This window comes from Bacillus sp. FSL L8-0193 (assembly GCF_037976065.1).
GTDB lineage: Bacteria > Bacillota > Bacilli > Bacillales > Bacillaceae > Bacillus > Bacillus paralicheniformis.
Genome location: NZ_CP150261.1, coordinates 379664 through 398519, shown reverse-complemented (window position 1 = coordinate 398519; position 18856 = coordinate 379664). Strand labels below are relative to the sequence as shown.

At 46.0% G+C, this 18856-nt stretch carries 19 protein-coding genes; 5 read left to right on the top strand and 14 right to left on the bottom strand.

Annotated elements, in window-relative coordinates:
• Positions 1-11: 11 nt before the first annotated feature.
• On the top strand, positions 12-695 hold the full coding sequence (locus MHH76_RS02120) for an amino acid ABC transporter permease (protein ID WP_043054048.1): 684 nt from the start codon (positions 12-14) through the stop codon (positions 693-695).
• Between the two features lie 158 nt (positions 696-853).
• Here MHH76_RS02120 and MHH76_RS02115 read toward each other — a convergent pair whose 3' ends face one another.
• A complete protein-coding gene (locus tag MHH76_RS02115; protein ID WP_023855674.1) occupies positions 854-1015 on the bottom strand; it encodes a hypothetical protein in 162 nt (53 codons plus the stop codon).
• Positions 1016-1228: 213 nt separating this feature from the next.
• Here MHH76_RS02115 and MHH76_RS02110 point away from each other — a divergent pair, with 213 nt between their 5' ends.
• Positions 1229-1555, top strand: coding sequence for a hypothetical protein (locus MHH76_RS02110; RefSeq protein ID WP_224066819.1), 327 nt, complete (start codon positions 1229-1231; stop codon positions 1553-1555).
• A gap of 85 nt (positions 1556-1640) precedes the next feature.
• On the opposite strand, the gene MHH76_RS02105 is transcribed toward MHH76_RS02110, so the two are convergent.
• The 3 genes from MHH76_RS02105 to MHH76_RS02095 all read right to left on the bottom strand — a co-directional run bounded on the left by MHH76_RS02105 (position 1641) and on the right by MHH76_RS02095 (position 3444).
• On the bottom strand, positions 1641-1982 hold the full coding sequence (locus tag MHH76_RS02105; RefSeq protein ID WP_020450088.1) for a DUF3147 family protein: 342 nt from the start codon (positions 1980-1982) through the stop codon (positions 1641-1643).
• Complete coding sequence (locus tag MHH76_RS02100; protein ID WP_043054046.1) at positions 1973-2401, bottom strand: winged helix DNA-binding protein; 429 nt, start codon at positions 2399-2401, stop codon at positions 1973-1975. Before MHH76_RS02100 ends, MHH76_RS02105 begins: the two co-directional genes overlap by 10 nt.
• Positions 2402-2487: 86 nt before the next feature.
• On the bottom strand, positions 2488-3444 hold the full coding sequence (locus tag MHH76_RS02095) for an acetylxylan esterase (protein WP_035337279.1): 957 nt from the start codon (positions 3442-3444) through the stop codon (positions 2488-2490).
• 179 nt (positions 3445-3623) lie between these two features.
• Between MHH76_RS02095 and MHH76_RS02090 the strand changes: the two genes are divergently transcribed.
• Positions 3624-4535: a permease gene (locus tag MHH76_RS02090; protein ID WP_043054045.1), complete on the top strand. Its 912-nt coding sequence runs from the start codon at positions 3624-3626 to the stop codon at positions 4533-4535.
• A gap of 4 nt (positions 4536-4539) precedes the next feature.
• Positions 4540-5385 (top strand): TIGR03943 family protein, encoded by an 846-nt coding sequence (locus tag MHH76_RS02085; RefSeq protein ID WP_043054044.1) that lies wholly within the window; start codon positions 4540-4542, stop codon positions 5383-5385.
• Between the two features lie 37 nt (positions 5386-5422).
• On the opposite strand, the gene MHH76_RS02080 is transcribed toward MHH76_RS02085, so the two are convergent.
• From MHH76_RS02080 to nadE, 7 genes are all read right to left on the bottom strand, one after another.
• Complete coding sequence (locus MHH76_RS02080; protein ID WP_043054043.1) at positions 5423-6667, bottom strand: PucR family transcriptional regulator; 1245 nt, start codon at positions 6665-6667, stop codon at positions 5423-5425.
• 155 nt (positions 6668-6822) lie between these two features.
• Positions 6823-8277: a sodium/proline symporter PutP gene (gene putP, locus MHH76_RS02075; protein ID WP_026580502.1), complete on the bottom strand. Its 1455-nt coding sequence runs from the start codon at positions 8275-8277 to the stop codon at positions 6823-6825.
• A gap of 130 nt (positions 8278-8407) precedes the next feature.
• Entirely contained in the window at positions 8408-9958 is a 1551-nt protein-coding gene (pruA, locus tag MHH76_RS02070) for an L-glutamate gamma-semialdehyde dehydrogenase (RefSeq protein WP_023855681.1), read from the bottom strand.
• Positions 9959-9981: 23 nt separating this feature from the next.
• Complete coding sequence (locus MHH76_RS02065; protein WP_173401204.1) at positions 9982-10893, bottom strand: proline dehydrogenase; 912 nt, start codon at positions 10891-10893, stop codon at positions 9982-9984.
• Between the two features lie 369 nt (positions 10894-11262).
• Complete coding sequence (locus tag MHH76_RS02060) at positions 11263-12033, bottom strand: nucleotidyltransferase domain-containing protein (RefSeq protein ID WP_020450079.1); 771 nt, start codon at positions 12031-12033, stop codon at positions 11263-11265.
• Positions 12034-12294: 261 nt separating this feature from the next.
• Positions 12295-12822 (bottom strand): shikimate kinase, encoded by a 528-nt coding sequence (locus MHH76_RS02055; RefSeq protein ID WP_043054042.1) that lies wholly within the window; start codon positions 12820-12822, stop codon positions 12295-12297.
• Positions 12823-12943: 121 nt separating this feature from the next.
• Complete coding sequence (gene nadE / locus MHH76_RS02050; protein ID WP_020450077.1) at positions 12944-13762, bottom strand: ammonia-dependent NAD(+) synthetase; 819 nt, start codon at positions 13760-13762, stop codon at positions 12944-12946.
• A gap of 176 nt (positions 13763-13938) precedes the next feature.
• On the opposite strand from nadE, the gene MHH76_RS02045 reads away from it, so the two are divergent.
• Entirely contained in the window at positions 13939-15273 is a 1335-nt protein-coding gene (locus MHH76_RS02045) for an amino acid permease (protein WP_035337285.1), read from the top strand.
• Here the strand turns inward: MHH76_RS02045 and MHH76_RS02040 are convergent, their stop codons facing one another.
• From MHH76_RS02040 to MHH76_RS02030, 3 genes are all read right to left on the bottom strand, one after another.
• Positions 15274-15912 carry a LysE family translocator gene (locus tag MHH76_RS02040; protein WP_023855684.1) on the bottom strand — a complete coding sequence of 213 codons (639 nt, stop codon included), beginning with the start codon at positions 15910-15912 and terminating at the stop codon, positions 15274-15276.
• 109 nt (positions 15913-16021) lie between these two features.
• The gene (locus MHH76_RS02035; RefSeq protein ID WP_025810793.1) at positions 16022-17644 is read right to left on the bottom strand and encodes an L-lactate permease; all 1623 of its coding nucleotides are present in this window, start codon (positions 17642-17644) and stop codon (positions 16022-16024) included.
• Positions 17645-17693: 49 nt separating this feature from the next.
• A complete protein-coding gene (locus MHH76_RS02030; protein WP_020450073.1) occupies positions 17694-18653 on the bottom strand; it encodes an L-lactate dehydrogenase in 960 nt (319 codons plus the stop codon).
• Positions 18654-18856: the final 203 nt, after the last annotated feature.

Sequence of the window (18856 nt, the reverse complement as noted above, 5' to 3'; positions counted from 1 at the left end):
AGGGATGTCAATTGGGCTCTATTCAATGGGAGTATATTTTTAATGCAGAATTGGCTGCGAAATCGTTTCCTTATGTGATGCAAGGCATATGGAATACGCTTTTTATTTCATTTGCGAGCATGTTTGCCGGTTTAATTCTCGGTTTTTTCATCGCGCTTGGGCGCATGTCGGAGATCTCTTTGCTTCGTTGGCCGGCAAGAATCTATATTTCGTTTATGAGAGGCGTTCCGATCCTTGTCATTCTATTTATTCTTTATTTTGGCTTTCCTTATATCGGAATCCAATTTACGGCTTTGACTGCTGCCTTAATCGGCTTCAGCATGAACAGCGCCGCATACATTGCCGAGATTATCCGCTCGGCAATGTCGTCCGTTGACAGAGGGCAGTGGGACGCTGCAAAATCGATCGGCTTTTCCTACTGGCAGACGATGTGCCACGTGATTGTCCCTCAATCGGTTAGAATTGCACTCCCGCCTCTTGCAAACGTAATGCTTGATCTCGTTAAAGCGTCTTCCCTCGCCGCCATGATCACCGTGCCTGAATTGTTTCAACAGGCTAAAATCGTAGGCGGACGGGAGTTCGACTATATGACGATGTATATTTTAGTTGCCTTGATTTACTGGGCCGTTTGCTCGGCGATCGCTTTGCTCCAGGATTTCCTGGAGAAGCGGACAGAGGTTTATATCAAAAAATAGCAAGAAGCTGCCGGGTGCTCCGGCGGCTTTCCATACTGTGAAACGGAGGCGGTATTATCCATATCCTCAGATCGACTTATTTTCACGCAGATCACCTTTATACGATCGACAGAAACAAATTAAGCTATCAAACCGATCCATCAGGCCATTTCCAAGCATCATACGTCTGCTGCAACCATACGAATGCCGAAGACCGCATCCATATATCCGTTTTCTTTGAAGGAAATGACCGGCCCTCGCAAACCTTTCCATCCATCGTTCCCGCTCATTCGTCCAAGGAAATCAAAATCAGGCTCCAGCATGTTCCTGCGGGCAGACACATCGTTTATATCATCACCCAGTCCTTCATGTTCGACCCAAAGGCAGAGCACGATTGCAAATGGAATCGGGATGCCGACGATGTAGCACCCTACTATTTTGAATTGATTTCACATGCCCCGCATTCTGACCGGCTCTCGACTCATCCTGCTTGCATTGAACCTGTTAACTGTCAAATGAACAGCGGCAGCCCATCTCAAACAAGATTGATTTACTTGTCTGACAAAGCAGGAAACCCGGTTGAAAAAAACGGCCGAGAAGATCTGTATATCTCTTTGGTCAACCAGGAAGCGCATCATTTAAAGGGCTATTTATATTGCTTTGAAAACGGGGAATATCAAAAGTTCATGGTCAGTCAATCTAAAGCTCAAGCATTCTCCTATGAACTCGCTCCTGAAACCGTCCAGACTTATCCGATAAACTTAAAAATACTCGGGAGCCATTATTTCCGATTTCTGTCGACATCCATCCCGCCCGAGGGGCCATACAGAGACGTTCCTTTTCCGGCGAGGATGATTTATTACTCCAAGCTTTATACGTGACAGTCTCATACAGGGGGGTATGCCGCTCCCTGATCGTTTCAGCCGCTTGTGCGGCAGCACAAGCGGCTTCTTATTCCATTCCCCTTCACCCGAATATCGCATGGATGAGAGCCTTTTGCAGCATTAAACACCCGCCCCATCCGCATACTCCAAACACAACAGAAATGACAACCGGAAATGATGCTTTTAAACTCAAAACCACGATCAAAAGGAGAACCGCCGTGGCGGGAAACCCCCATAGCACGCCTTTCGCGAATTGGCTTAAATGCTTTAAAGATTCCCCTTGTACACTAAGCCAAAATAAACTCAGCAGACTGACAAGAGGCAATGCCGCAATCATTCCACCCATTTCAGGCGATTTTCGTGCAATTTCGGTTATAATGGCGATCAATATTGCAGAAACCCCGATTTTCACTATTAAAAACATGATTTTGCCTCCCGGCTCAACAAGGAAAATGCTGTTTTAATCATTTCGACTTCTTCTTCATTTAATTGCTCCAACACCTTTTGCAGTTTTTTCGGATGAAGTCTCGTATGCCGTTTCACTGCTTCTTCACCTTCAGGCGTTAACGTGACGTAGACTTTGCGTTCATCGCTGCTGTCCCGGTTTTTCTGTACAAGTCCTTTTTGTATCAGTCTTTTCACATGTTCTGATGCCGTATTATGAGAGACATCCAATAATTTTGCTAAATGACCAATGGTCACCAAGCGGTTTTTTTCGATATGCTGAAGCATTCGAACCGCGTGGTGAGACAAATGATCATCATGCTTTGTGTGCAGATGGTAGTAAATATCCGTCCAGTCCTGATTCATCATTTCTATGATTTTCTCCGTATTCACTTTCATCACCCTCTCTAATTATATCTTATAATACGATATATTCTTAAATCAAGACATAAAAAAACCCGGCTTTACCGGGTGTTCGCTTTTATTCATTTCAGGTGCTTTCTCAAAAACGCCAGCTTTTCGGTTTGGAACGGCGGGATGTATTCGTGTCCAAAATAGCGGTACACTTTTATTTCTTTATCCGTTTTCAAGTGATTGTAAGCCGCAAAGACGGTGGATGGCGGTGTGATGGTGTCAACCAGTCCGATCGACATGAGAACGGGCGCTTTGACCGCTTGGGCAAGGTTCATGATATCAAAATAAGACAGGGTCCGCATAGCCGCCTGTTCAATATTCGGGCTGGTGTTTCTTCTGAAAAAGGAGTTGATTTCGAGATAAGGCTGGTCGATCGCTATATCGATCGCTCGTTGAAAATTGCTTAAATAAGGGTATTCGGACACGGCTGCTTTTGGAATATCGGACAGCGCCGAAACCGCGACAGCCAGCCCGCCTCCTTGGCTTGCCCCGATCACTCCGATCCGCTTTTCATCGACTTCAGCAAAACCGCTGACCACTTCGACTGCTCGTACGGCATCTAAATAGACCCCTCTGTAGTAATATGTTTTCGGATCGAGGATTCCTTTTGTCATCCAGCCGGGTACATGTCCGTGTTGAGAGGTCTCTGTATCTTCACTGCTGCTCTGCCCGCGGACCAGCATACCGAATGCCGCATAACCGTGAAGAGCCCAATTGACAATATCATGAATGTCTCCGTCATAGCTGGCGTTATAGCCGTGATATTTGACGATCGCAGGATGCGGCCCTTGGCGGTCGGGTACTGCATACCAGCCTTTGATTCGCGCTCCCCCGGTGCTTCTGTATGTAAGCCAGTAGACTTTTACCCCGTCAGCCGGATATTCATGCGGTTCAAGCTCAGGCTCCGCTTTTATATTTGACAATTCCTCCAATGAACCCTTCCAGAACTCTTCAAAATCAGCCGGTGCCGTCCGTTCCGGTTTATACTGGTAAAGCTGTTCTAGCGGCATATCATAAGGCTGCTGCATCTTGTCTTTCCCCTCTTCTTTTCATTTTTTGAATATTCTTATCATAACATTCCCCTTCAAGGCTGTGTATGGATTTTATATGTATTGATTCTGTCACTTCTGCTCCTCCCATTATCTGACCCCGCCGCACAAAACCGCTTTTTCAATTTATGTTATAATGCTAGATTGAAACTAAAAATATGCATTTGCGCGGAGGTTTTTTTGTGGCTTCACAATCCTTTCTGCAGCTGAACTCAATATTTATCAGTATATTAATAGAAGCGATTCCGTTCGTTTTGATCGGGGTTTTTATATCAGGTTTGATTCAAATGTTTGTGACGGAGGAGATGATGGCGAAAATCATCCCGCAAAACCGATTTCTCGCCGTTTTGTCAGGGACATTTGCCGGGGTATTGTTTCCGGCTTGCGAGTGCGGCATCGTTCCGATTGCCCGCAGGCTGCTTTTAAAGGGCGTACCGCTTCACGCAGCGGTCGCCTTCATGCTGACGGCCCCGATCATCAATCCGATTGTGTTATTCTCGACATTCATCGCTTTCGGGAACAAATGGGATGTTGTGTTCTATCGCGGCGGGTTGGCGATTGCGGTGTCTCTCATTGCCGGGCTGATCATCTCTTATCAATTTAAAGGGAATCAGCTGATCGAGAACGGGACACGCGGCCATCACCACCATGCCCATGTGAACCAGTCTTTCCTGCAAAAGCTCGGCGGGACGCTCCGCCATGCAGTTGACGAGTTTTTCTCAGTCGGAAAATATTTGATCATCGGCGCATTTGTCGCAGCGGCAATGCAGACGTATATTAAAACATCTACCCTTTTGGCGATCGGGCAGAATGATGTATCTTCCTCCCTTGTTATGATGGTGCTGTCATTTGTGCTGTCCCTTTGTTCAGAGGTCGACGCTTTTATTGCTTCTTCTTTCAGCAGTACGTTTTCACTCGGCTCACTTATCGCCTTTCTTGTATTCGGGGCGATGGTGGACATCAAAAATCTGCTGATGATGCTCGGCATCTTTAAAAAACGCTTTGTGTTTGTCTTAATCGCCTACATCGCCGTTATTGTCTTAGCCGGATCACTGTTGGTAAAGGGGTGAGAACATGTTTCGCACATTCATTTTAATGTTGTTTACGTTTTTCTTTTTTCATCTTCATGCATCCGGCAATCTGACAAAATATATTAATATGAAATATGCTTACCTTTCATACATCGCTATTTTTCTTCTGTCCATTTTGACAGCGGTGCAATTCTACATTTATATGAAAGGCTCAGACGAAAAAGGATGTGACCGCGACTGCGGATGCGGCCATGATCACGATCATGAAAAAGATAAGCCTTTTCTGAAAAGGATGTTCATTTATTTCGTGTTCATCTTCCCTTTATGCACCGGACTTTTTCTGCCGGCAGCGACGCTTGATTCCAATATCGTCAAGTCGAAGGGCTTCTCGTTCAAAGCGATCGAACAGCCGGAGCATTATGCCCAAACCCAGTACCTGCGCCCTGATACAAGCATCTACTACGGCGAGGAAGGGTACGATGAATTGATGAATAAAGCGCTGAAAAATTATAAAGGAAAACAGCATATTTCATTAAAAGACGATGATTTTTTGAAGGGCATGGAAACGATCTATCAATATCCGGGAGAATTCCTTGACCGAACGATCGAATTCGACGGTTTTGCCTTTAAAGGGGAAGCGATCAATGATAAACAGCTGTTTGTTCTCCGCTTCGGAATCATTCATTGCATCGCCGACTCGGGAGTCTACGGTATGCTGGTCGAATTCCCTGAACATACGAATATTAAAGACGATCAGTGGCTCCATGTAAAAGGAACGCTGTCTTCCGAATACTATCAGCCTTTCAAATCTACGATTCCTGTGATGAAGGTGAAGGATTGGTCTCCTATAAAAGAGCCGAAAGATCCTTACGTTTATCGGACATATTAAAAGCCGGCACTTCATGCACCGGCTTTTCTTTTTCTGTTTACGATTTGTAGCCTGCTTTCTTCATCAGCATTAAATCGATAAACAATTGACATCTAGTATTAAAATCATTGAGATCGATCGATGTCATTTCCAATATTTGTTTGATACGGTAGTTGAGCGTGTTTTGGTGGATAAACAGCTGTTCTGCGGATGGCTTGACCTTGCAGTTGTTGACGAGATAAATTTCAAGCGTTCTCAAAAATTCGGTGTGGCTTTCTTTATCTTTTTCTTTCAGCAGCTGAAGGTCCGGGTTTAAATATTGCAGATGATCGTTTTTTGCGGCGATTTGATCAAGATACCTGAAAAGCCCGAGCTTTTGGTATTCATAGGGAATGTGTTCCTGGCTTCCCGTGATTTCCGCTGCTTTCGTCACTTGGAGCGCCTCTCTGTAGCTTCTGCCAAGGGACAGCGGGCTGCTGTACTCATTGCCGACCCCGATTAAAATAAGAGGCAGCATTTGCGAGCGCAAATGGGTCAACAGACGGTTGATCAGTTCTGAGGCCGCAGCCAGCGCGGAACGCTTGCGCGACACACTGCCGACAATGATGGCGATATTCGAATGATCCTCCAATACGTGACTGATATTATCTTTCAGGTTTAAATAAGACCGAATCGTTTCCTTCAGATCCTCGAGCAGTTCATCCTCCCCGTCAACGACTTGAAGCACCATGACGGTAAACACGGCCGGCAGGACAACGCTCGCCTTATCGGCGGCGGCTTTCAGCTCTTTTTCCGTTTGAAACTGATCGTTAATTGCCTTTTTGTAAAGCTCTTCCGCCTGTTCTTCTTTTTCTTGTTTGAGGCGTTTTTTCTTATAAATGATCTTCCCGACATGAAAGGATGCTTTGTATAAGAAATCAAGCTCTTCATCAGACAGGTCGTCTTCAATCTCCTGCACCCAGATATAGCCCATAATTTCGTCTTTATACTTGGCGCTGACGACAACCCGCTGGTTTAACCCGATTTCTTCAATCTGTTTTACCCTAAAAGGAGTCGGAATCGTTTTCAATTGATCAATAATGCCTTCTTCGACGAACTTTTCAAAGATCGGCAGCGGACATTTTTTGGAGAAAATCGTTTGCTGGTTTGCTGCATCAAAATGGTTAATATAATAGGAGTTATAAGCTAATAAGAAAAAATCTGCGCTTTCCAGTATGACCGGCTTTTTCAGCTCGCCGCTGATAAAGTCAATGATCTCATTAATGTTTGAAAGAGAAACAACTTGTTCTAATAGCTCTTCCATATCCTTTCTCCTACTCGTTTTTAACTTAATCATACTTCTCCTTTACACTCTTGTATAGACTTATATGCGACTTTTAAAAAAATGGGATCAATCCCCTGTTAGAAGGGGGGAGAAGGCCTATAAAAAGAGAGACGGAGAATGGTTCCCCATCTCCATCATCGTTGCAGTGTTTGTTTGTATTGCTCGAATTCATCAAGCACCTGCTGCTCCGGTTTTGATGTCAATAGACTGACGACAAACACAAACAGCAAGCTGGCGGCAAAGCCCGGAATCATTTCATAAAGAACATCGGAAAGTCCGGCTTCCGCCCAAATGATAACGGTAACTGCTCCGGCAACCATTCCGGCAAGCGCCCCCCATTTTGTCATCCTCTTCCAAAACAAACTTAAGATGATCACTGGGCCGAACGACGCGCCGAAACCCGCCCAAGCATAGCTGACAAGACCGAGAATCGTATTGTTTTTTGTCCAGGCGAGACAGAGTCCGACAATGGAAACCGCCAGAACCGAAAGCCGTCCGAAAAAGACGAGTTCTTTGTCAGATGCAGAGCGTTTAAATAGCGTTTTGTATAAATCTTCAGTTAGAGAACTTGATGTAACTAGCAGCTGGGAGGAAATTGTACTCATAACCGCTGCTAAAATCGCCGAGATTAAAAAGCCTGTGATCAGAGGGTGAAACAGGATGTTCCCCAATTGAATGAAGATCGTTTCCGGATCATCCAAGTGAAGCCCATTCTTCGAGTAATACGCAATACCGAGCAATCCGGTCAGCAGTGCGCCCGCACTTGAAAAGATCATCCACCCCATGCCGATCCGGCGCGCTTTCTTCGTTTCCTTGACAGAGGATATCGCCATAAAGCGCACGATAATGTGAGGCTGTCCAAAGTAGCCGAGGCCCCATGCGAACAAGGAGATGATGCCAAGGACACTCGTTCCTTTAAAAATATTGAGGAGGTTAGGATCGATCGACTGGATTTCGCTGAAGGCTTCTCCAGGTCCTCCCGTCTGAATGACCGTCACAATCGGAACAAGAACTAACGCGACAAACATAATGATACCTTGGACAAAGTCCGTCCAGCTGACTGCCAAAAACCCGCCGAAAAGCGTGTAAGCCACGACGACGCCCGAAATGAGCCACAGCCCTGTATGGTAATCCAAATTAAACATGCTGTTAAATAAAACGCCCCCGGAAACCATTCCTGATGATACATAAAACGTAAAAAAGGTAATAATGACGACTCCGGAAAATATTCGCAGGATCTTTGATTTGTCATGAAAGCGGTTTTCTAAAAATGCAGGGATGGTGATCGAATTGCCTGCTACCTCGGTGTATGACCTCAAGCGCGGCGCCACAAAAATCCAGTTCGCCCATGCACCGAGTACAAGGCCGATGACAATCCATGAACCGCTCAGGCCTGTTGCAAACATGGCGCCCGGCAGCCCCATCAAAAGCCAGCCGCTCATGTCTGATGCGCCGGCGCTGAGCGCCGTGACAGCAGGCCCGAGCGTCCGTCCGCCAAGCATATAGTCTGAGAGGTTTGCTGTCCGTTTGTAAGCGTAATACCCAATATAAAGCATCCCTACCATGTAAATCACGATGGAAATGATCAATTGTACGTTCTGAATAAGAATCTCCCCCCAAGTTGCCGTTTATCTAAATTTTTAGACTAATTTCTCTTTTTTTGAAGGCAGCCTATGAAAGGCTGCCTTCGTCCCCCTGTTTAACCCCTTTTCTTACACCTTAAAACGTTTCACTGATCGTTTTCGCCTGCATGTGAAGCGCAAGATAATCAGGGCCGCCCGCTTTAGAATCAGTTCCCGACATTTTGAAACCGCCAAACGGATGGTAGCCGACGATCGCCCCTGTACAGTTGCGGTTGAAATACAGATTTCCGACATGGAATTCTTGTTTTGCTCTGTTGATATGGTCGCGGTTTTTAGTAATGACCGCGCCTGTCAGGCCGTATTCGGTGTTGTTGGCAACTTCCAGCGCCTCATCAAAGCTGCTGACTTTTGAGAAAGCAACAACAGGTCCGAAAATTTCTTCCTGCATTAACCGGGCTTTCGGATCCAGATCGGCAAAGATCGTCGGATCGATGAAGTAGCCTTTTGAATCATCGCCTTTTCCTCCGCTGACTAAGCGGCCTTCTTCTTTTCCGATTTCGATATAGTCCATGATTTTATTATACGATGCCTGGTCGATGACAGGTCCCATATAAACGTCCGCGCTGTCAGGCTCTCCGACTTTCTTGGACTCCGTAATTTCGATTACGCGCTTCAATACTTCGTCATATACCTTTTCATGCACGACAGCCCGTGAACCTGCTGAACATTTTTGGCCTGCAAAGCCGAAGGCAGATGTGAAAATTGATTGTGCAGCCAATTCAATGTCACAATCCTCATCAACGACGACCGTATCTTTTCCGCCCATTTCAGCAATCACTTGTTTTAAGTGTGTCTGACCAGGCTGAACCTTCGCTGCACGCTCAAAAATGCGCGTTCCGACTTCCCTTGAACCTGTAAACGTAATGATGCTTGTTTTCGGATGATCCACCAGGTAATCCCCGACTTCAGCTCCGCTTCCAGGGACGAAGTTGACTACTCCTTTTGGAAGTCCGCTTTCTTCAAGCACTTCAACGAACTTGGCAGCAATAACAGGCGCTGCGCTTGCGGGCTTCAGAACAACCGTGTTTCCTGTCACGATCGGCGCAACCGTCGTTCCGGCCATGATCGCGAACAGGAAGTTCCAAGGCGGAATAACAACCGTTACACCAGTCGGTGTGTACACATATTGATTTCGTTCGCCTTCACGGCTGTTAACCGGCTTTCCTTTCGCAAGCTCAATCATTTGCCGCGCATAGTATTCCATAAAATCGATCGCTTCTGCCGTATCCGCATCCGCTTCATTCCAAGGTTTACCTGCTTCTTTGACTAGAAGCGCAGAAAACTCATGCTTTTTGCGGCGCACATTGGCAGCCGCGCGGAATAAAACAGCCGCTCTTTCTTCAGGATCTGTGTATCTCCAAGTTTCAAACGCTTTCGCAGCCGCCTGAATGGCCTTTTCCGCATGATCCTGAGTAGCCTTGGATACCGTGCCTACAACTTCTTCTTTGTTTGCAGGATTGATCGATACGATCTTGTCTTCCGTTTCATACCTTTCTCCATCGATAACAAGAGGATAGGACTGACCCAGCCATTCGTTATTTACCGTTTCCAGAGCTTTTTCGAATGCCTTCCGGTTTTCTTCGATCCCGAAATTTGTAAATGGTTCGTGTTTGTAAGGTGTTGTCATGCTAATCTCCCCTTTTTATCGTTTTATTTCTTCGTCATGCCTTTAAACGCAAAAGCGATGTTGGCAGGCCGTTCGGCAAGCCGTCTCATAAAGTATCCGTACCAGTCGTCTCCGTAAGGAAGATACACACGCATATTGTAGCCTTCCTTCACCAGTTCCAGCTGAGTTTTGCTGCGCATCCCGTACAGCATTTGAAATTCGAAGCGGTCTTTGCCGATTTGATGCTCTTTCGCAATTTCTTTGGTGTAATCAATCATCTTGTCGTCATGAGTTGCGATGGCTGTGTAATGGCCGCTCAGCAGCTGCTTTTTAATGAGCTTTTTGTAATTCTCATCCACATCTTTTTTGTCAGGAAACGCCACTTGTGGCGATTCTTTATAAGCTCCCTTCACAAGACGGAAAAACGGATTATACGGATTAAGCTCCTCCAAATCCTGTTCGGTCCGGTACAAGTAAGCCTGCAGGACCGTGCTGACATACTCGTATTTCTGCCTGAACTCCTTAAAGAGGTCAAGCGTCTTTTGGCAGCGTACTTCATCTTCCATATCGATTGTAACCATCACTTTGTGCTGTTCAGCACATTCCAGAATGCTGGTCATATTATCCCTGACAAGGTCAAGGTCAATATCGAGCCCCAGTGACGTCATCTTTAATGAAACATGTGAATTAAGCTGTTCCTGAGCAATCAGCTGAATGGCCCGAATGCATTCCTGCGTGCGTTCCCTTGCGACTTCCCTGCTGTCTACAAATTCGCCCAAATGATCAACTGTGACAGTCAACCCTTGTTCGTTCAGCCCCTTAATAATCGGAATTGAAGCTTCAAAATCTTTTCCTCCGATAATTTTTCCGGTCGCGACGGAACTCCCCCAATTTCTCGCCAGGCGATTCAGGATGCTGCTTTTAGATAAGAATAGGAAAAAGTCTCTTGTTATCACTTCCATTATCACACCCCGCCATCTCATGAAATATTTCTTTATATTCTTAATTTTATAAGAGCAAAGGGTCGATTCACAATATTTCGAAAAAACAAAAAAGCTGACGATTTTTGTGGTTTTTCCACAATGTTTTACATCTGCTGGGATTTTTTCAGAAACTTTCTTCCTAAAACTTGGATGGTATACGACAATAGAATCAGGAAGAAACTTCGGTAAAGAACAGGATGCGTTTTCGGCGAACCCGTTTTTGCGAATGCCCTTTCTGCCGTTCCGCGCCGCTTTATTTGAAAACGCTTTCTGTTATACTCAACCATTTCCCTATGAATGCAAAGAAAAAACCCTTTAAGAATACTTAAAGGGAATATTATGTTATGCCCACACCTCGTCTAGCGTTTCTCTAAACAGCCGGTCAAGCTCCTGCGTCAGATCTTCATGATCTGTTTTATATGCTTTGGCAACCGTCTGAAGCCGCTCCAATTCACGATCAATAAATGCGTGGAGGATAGGGTTTTGAGGTTCAAGATTGAACTCCTCCCCTTTCTTTTTCCTCTCAAGCAGCTGTTGGATTTCCGTTTTCAGCGGTCCATCTTCCGTAAGTTCGTTAAGCAAAACCTGAAATTCAATCGGAGGAACCGTCCGGCGGCTTTCAATCCACTGACAAGCCAGAATTGGGCGGAGCACATAAAAATACTTTTTGATTTTCACTTCTTCCCGCTGCAGATAGTGGCGAAAATTCCCTGATGCCATATTGAGATAATGGTACATGCAGGAGACTGGAGAAAAGGCGCGGCTTTTCAGCTGCCTCATGTTTTCCGCCAGCGAATAGGCTTCATAATAAACCGTTCCCGAGGAAAGCCATTCGAGAAGCGGAGGGTTTGATTTCCTAAACAATCTTAACGCTTTTGTCAGCTCCCAACCGCTGATATCGAGAGAATCGTCAATCGGCAGTTCAATCACATCGCGCTTTGCATCAATTGACAGATACCAATCTTTTTGATGGACATAAATAAATCTGACATCGTAATCACTGTCCTGTGAGGGAAAGCCCCAGGCTCTGCTGCCCGATTCAACCGCATAGAGGATTTTAACACCGTATGTCGCTTCAATGTTTTTCAGTTCTTCTTGAATTCGCTGTTTCATAATAAGTGCACCGCCAGTTTATCGTTTCTATTATTTACATTATAGTGTCTGCTCAGGCATTAAGCGACTTTTTTGCGGTCGCAGAGCCAGAAAAGATCTTATCCAGAGAAGTGGCTGCCGTGTATCTTCGGCCTGCCCGTTTTTATGGCGGCGGGACGCCAAACGGTCAAACAAGACCGAAAGAGCCTATGATCAGACAAATCATTGGCTCAATATATTGACACAGCGATAGAAACAGCTTAATTAAACGTTTGTTTAAGATCAGCTAAGCCCCAGCATCTCCACAATGTAGTCGGCCGTTTCCTCGGCAGACCGGTGATCTGTTTCGACTTTCAAGTTGTGGAATGCATACATGCTCTTTCTCTCATTAAACAGCTGTTTCATTTCTTCGATTGAGCGGTTATGAAGAACCGGCCTGTTCTCAATCAAGAGATCCATCCGCTGCTTCCAACTCTCCCATGTTAAATCAAGAAAGATGACAAAGCAGTGTTCGAGACACTTCTTTCTGATGTCCTCCTGTTGGAAAGCGCCTCCCCCTAAAGATACGATGCTGCCCATTGTATGTTCGCACATCTGAAAAATATATTCTCTTTCAGTCTGTCTGAAAAACGCTTCCCCTTTTTGTTTAAACATCTCCGGAATAGTCATTTGAAAGTCATTTTCAATCTGCTGGTCGATATCGATAAAGTCGCGGTCTAATTTCTTTGACAGAAGCTGACCGATGGTTGTTTTCCCGACGCCCATAAACCCGATCAGCACGATATTCTTATCTCTCATTGCGGCATTCATTTCCAGCTTCTACTCCTCCTTGCATAAAGGAATCAAATATCTTAATTATATGGCAAATCCAGCTTGAATGATATAGGGTGCCTGTTAATAAAAAAAGAGGCTGAAGTCAGCCTCTTTTTTGCTATTTCCACCAGTCGTCAAACATTGAAGCAGGGACTTGGCGTTTGTGCTCGGATGCCTTATAGCGTTTTTCGATCGCCTCGGCCACCTCGCTGGAGACGGCTTTTCCTTCAAGGTAGTCGTCGATGTTATCATACGTCAGGCCGAGCTCTGTTTCATCGGATTGCTGAGGTTTTTCATCAAGCAAATCGGCGGTCGGAGACTTCGTATAAAGCCGCTCCGGCGCTCCCAGTTCTTCCAGCAGGCTTCTGCCCTGGCGCTTTGTCAATCCTGTTAGCGGCAAAAGGTCTGCCCCTCCGTCTCCGTATTTTGTGAAGAATCCGGTAACAGCTTCTGCAGCATGGTCTGTTCCGATCACCAGCAGCTGATTTTGACCCCCGATCGCATATTGGGCAATCATCCGGACTCTTGCTTTTACATTGCCTTTGTGAAAATCGGCAAGCGCCTCTCCCGTGACTGACTGATATTGATCAGCAAATGAGCCTACAGTTGAAGCAATGTCAAAAGCAAAAGACTTGTCAGGCTGGATAAATTTGAGTGCCAGCTGGGCGTCATCTTCATCCTGCTGAACGCCGTAAGGCAAGCGGACCGCAATAAATTCCGCCTGAACGCCTTCTTCTCTCAATTCTTCAACAGCCAGCTGGGCAAGCCTGCCCGCCAATGTGGAGTCCTGTCCTCCGCTGATGCCTAAAACAAAACCTTTGGCACCCGTTTTTTTCAAATAGCTTTTTAAAAAACCGACCCTTTTTTCAATTTCCTGTTTCGGTTCGATAGAAGGCTTTACATTCAGTTCCTGCATGATTTTTTCTTGTAAAGTCATCCGTCATTCCTCCTTTTGACTGAATGAACCGTAATGATTATGTCTTTAACTATAGCATATGTTTTATTTCAAAGTGAATATTGAGGTGCGCAGAGAGCCTTTCCTCCCTCTTTTCTTCGTGAATAAAAAAGGCGCCCCCTGGCAAAATAACAAGAAGATTTAGAGGGGTTGAAACGATGAAACGACAAGCGAAAAAAGGAGATTTAAAATGGTGGCAGCTCTCCATGATCGGAGTCGGCTGCACAATTGGAACGGGGTTTTTTCTCGGTTCAAGCATCGCGATTAAGAAAAGCGGCTTTTCCGTATTAGCCGCCTTTCTTCTTGCTGCCCTTGGCACTTTTCTCGTCTTTCAGCAGCTGGCGAAATTAACGGCGGATCATCCTGTTGAAGGGTCTTTTTGTTCTTATGCCAGGGAGGCCTTCGGCAATTGGGCGGGGTTTAGCAATGGCTGGGTCTACTGGTCATCGGAAATGCTGATTATCGGGAGTCAGTTGACGGCGATCTCCCTGTTTACACGCCATTGGTTTAACCAGGTTCCGCTGTGGGTGTTCGCCTCCATTTATGCGGTTCTCGGGCTGATCGTCATTTTCACAGGGCGCAGCAGTTTTGAAAAAACGGAAAACATACTGGCCGTGTTGAAAACGGCGGCCATTTTAATGTTTATCATCATCGCTGTCTTGGCATTGTGCGGGCTGTTGCCAGGAAAAACGCCTGACGCGCAGTTCCCTGACCGGGTTCACGAATTGTTCCCTTTCGGCTTTATGGGATTATGGACGGGGTTGATTTACACATTTTACGCCTATGGAGGAATAGAAGTCATGGGTCTGATGGCGATTCACTTAAAAGACCCGAAAGATTCATCAAAATCAGGGAGCCTGATGCTCATAACCCTTGCTGTGATTTACGTCGCATCGATCGGGCTGGCCATGCTCCTAGTCCCCCACGGGGCATTTACCGAACAGAACAGCCCGTTTATTACGTCATTAAAAGACTTTCATCTCGATTTGATCATGGATATTTTCAATGGCATTTTCATTATCGCCGGTTTTTCAACGCTGACTGCTTCCCTGTTCGCTGTCACCACACTGATGGGAACAATGGCGAAAAATGGAGATGCACCGGCCTGCTTTGCGAAAAAAGAAAAGGCGAAAGTATCGTGGCCGGCACTCGGCCTGACGGTGCTCGTTCTCGCTGCTTCCATCGTTCTGTCACTGCTTTTGCCGAAGCAGCTTTATGAACATATGACAACGGCCGCCAGCTTAATGCTGCTCTATAACTGGATGTTTATCCTGCTTTCCAGCAAAAAGCTCACAAAGCCAAAAATGAAAGGGAATGTCCAGATTATCACAGCGCTTGTCCTGATTTTATTTGCCGTTTCAGGTACGTTATTTGAAAAAAACAGTAGACCCGGCTTTTTTGTGAGCCTTCTGTTTCTTGCCGTTATTGCTGTTGTGACAATGCTGATGAAAAAAAGGTGGGCCCATCAGGAACAGAAAAACGGGCAGACATAATCAGCCTCCCGCCTTCAGCAGTTCGAGCATCCCCTGATAGCCGAAGTAACATCCGAAAACAATTAGACTGATGCCCGCGAGCCAAGTCGTTGCTTGGATCATCCGCGGGCTTAAAAATGTTCTGAATGTCCCCGCAAGAAAAGACATGGCCAAGTCCCACAAAAAAAGTCCGATTAAAATGCCTGAACTGCATATTAGCAGCTGGTATGATTCGTACGTCTCTACCGTTTTCGCCAAAATGCTTCCGTAAATGCCGAGCCAGAACATGATACTCAGCGGGTTTGAAAGGGAGATCACCAGCCCAGACAAGAAAGATTTGCGGTATGAACCTTTCTCTCCCGCACCCCTCATCAGCGATACTTCCTTCGCCTTGACCAGGCTCTCGATCCCCGTATAGGTCAAAACAAAAAAACCAAACAGCCATAAAAACGTTTTTAAAAATGGCGCTGTCAAAAATTGAGCGACTCCAAAATAGATCAAAGCCATATATAAGACATCCGCCGTCACAGCGCCAAGACCAAACAGCCAGGCATGAAAGAAGCCACCTTTCATCCCCCTGTCGATCTGCGCCGCATTCACAGGGCCGACAGGTGCGGCCAAAGACAAGCCCAAAAACACATAACTCAGGAAGATGTTTATCATATCTCGTCCTCCTTCCGCGGATAACTTGTACAATGTATTCAAAAAGAGGAGATGATAGAACAAACAGATTAAAAAGCCTTTTCCCATCGCGGGAAAAGGCTCTTCTTTATATGCCAAGCTTTGAAAGTGCAAATGTCCAAATGCAAATGATGAAAAGCAGGATCAAGCTATATTTAACGGTTTGGCTGAAAAGCTTTGATTCCTGCCCTGTCTCTTGGACCGCGGCTGTTGCAATCGCAATCGACTGCGGTGAGATCAGCTTGGCCATCACGCCTCCCGCGGTATTGGCGGCAAGCAGCAACGCTGAGCTTGTCCCGATTTGCGCTCCGGTGACAGCTTGCAGGTGGCCGAATAATGCATTGTTGCTGACGACTGAACCTGTGATAAACACGCCGATCCAGCCCAATACGGGACTGACGAACGGAAAAATATCCCCTGCTTTGGCAAGCGCCAGTCCGATGGTTGAACTCAATCCGGCATAATTGGCCAGGTTTGCAAAACCCATCACAAAGCAAATGGTCAGAACAGGAAGCCACAGTTCCTTGACCGTCTCTTTCAGGCTGGAAAGTCCTCCGCGGAAACTGATGTTTCGGCTCAGCACAATCGTGAAGATCACGGCGATGAGTATCGCCGTACCCGTCGCTGAAATGAAGTCAAGCTTCATCACGGCATCAAGCGGTGCCGGTTCCGGAGCGATTGGCGGCGTTTTCAGCACTTCCCGGTGAAGAAAAGGCATGTTGAATAAAATCGTCGATTGTTTCAGCCATCCGCCTTCCTGAAAAAGTCCTTTAAAACCGGGCAGGCTCCACACCGCAATGACGGCGGTCAAGATATAAAACGGAGACCAGGCTTTCATAATGTCTGCTGCATGATATTTTTCAGCGGGTTCATGTTCATTCCCGGTTTCTCTGTATATGTGGCGCGGCTGCCACTTTTTCAAAAACAGCGCCAGCGCTCCCATACTGATTAAAGCGGCCAAAATGTCCGCAAGTTCCGGCCCCAATCCAATCATCGTTAAAGTCTGCACCGCCGTATAGCTTCCGCTTAATACAAGGAGAGCCGGCAGCGTTTCCCTTATTCCTTTAAACCCGTCCAGTATGAAAACGAGCAGGAACGGGACAAAGAAAGTGATGAACGGCAGCATCAAAGCGAGCGTTCTGGAAAGCTCAACCGGTGTCAAGCCTCCCATCTGTGCTCCTGTGATTACCGGAATTCCGATCGCTCCAAAGGCGCCGGATGCCGCATTCGCAATTAAACATAGAGATGCCGCTTTTAAAGGTTTAAAACCAAGCTCGACAAGAAGAACGGCGCTGATCGCAATCGGCACGCCGAAGCCTGCCGCGCCTTCCAAAAAGGCGTTAAAACTGAACCCGATCAGCAATAACTGAAGCCGCTGGTCAGACGAAATCCCGGCAATGCTCGCTCTGATCACTTTAAACTTTCCGGTTTTGACAGAAATTTTGTAAAGCCATACAGCCATCAGGACAATATATCCGATCGGCCAAAGACCGTTTGCAATTCCAAGTAAAACGGCTGAGACAGCTTTCGCAGCCGGCATGTGAAAAAAGAAAACCGCTACAATAAAGCTGACCGCCAGCGTCAAAAATGACGCGATGATTCCTTTCATCTTCAGCACGGTCAATGCAAGGAGAAAGAAAAGAATCGGCAGAATGGCGGCAAAAGCGCTGATAAACAGATTCCCAAACGGATCGTATATCTGCTGCCACATTTTCATCATCTCGCAATCTTCATGGTGTTAGTATCTTCATGATGTTCAGTTATGCCTGCAGTTCAAAATGCGGTTTTAAAATTGCTTTTAACACACCTGCGCTATGCTTGAATTGCTGTTTTTCCTTTTCATTCAGGTCGAGCTCAACAATTTCCCTCGCTCCGCATCGGCCGACAACCGCCGGAACTCCGATATAAACATCATTTTCCCCAAATTCGCCTTCAAGATGTGCGCTCACGGTTAAAATCGCTTCTTCATTGCGGTAAATCGCTTTCGTGATACGCGCGAGGCTCATGGCAACTCCGTAGTATGTCGCACCTTTTTTCTCGATAATGTGGTAAGCGGCGTTTTTGACATTGTCAAACAGTTCATCAAGATCTTCTGCTTTGTATTTCTCATTTCTTTTCAGCAAGTCGCTGACGGGAACTCCGCCAATATTCGCGTGGCTCCAGACAGGCAACTCCGTATCTCCATGTTCACCAATGATGTAGCCGTGCGCATTGTGGGCAGCGACACCGAAATACTCGCTGAGCAAGTAACGGAAACGGGCTGTATCAAGTGTTGTACCGCTTCCGATCACGCGTTCTTTCGGAAGTCCGCTGAATTTCCAAGTCGCGTAAGTCAAGATGTCGACCGGGTTTGTAGCGACAAGGAAGATGCCGTCAAAACCGCTGGCCATGACTTCTCCGATAATTCCTTTGAAAATTCTCAGGTTTTTTTCGACAAGATCCAGACGGGTTTCCCCCGGCTTTTGGTTTGCTCCGGCGCATACGCAGACAATGTCGGCGTCTTTGCAGTCCTCATATGTGCCGTACCATGTTTTCACAGGATGCGGGGCAAATGCTTTACCGTGGTTTAAATCCATGACATCGCCCATTGCTTTGTCTTTATTTAAATCAATGATCACAAGTTCGTCTGTGATACCTTGGTTAATTAACGTAAATGCATAACTGCTTCCAACAAAACCCGCACCGATCAAAACTGTACGGTTGACTTTTTGGTTTCTCATGACTCATCATTCCTTTGCCGTTTGTTTTAAAATCTAAGCTGTTTGTGAAACTCTTCACATTCATATTGTGCAATACTTCACATACTTTTTCAAGTGATATACATTTTTATTTATGTCTATTTTGTGTCTCTACATACTTCTTCCTTAAATTTGTACATTTTTTGGTAAAAATATGCCTTGCAGCTAAAGAAAAATTGGTAAAC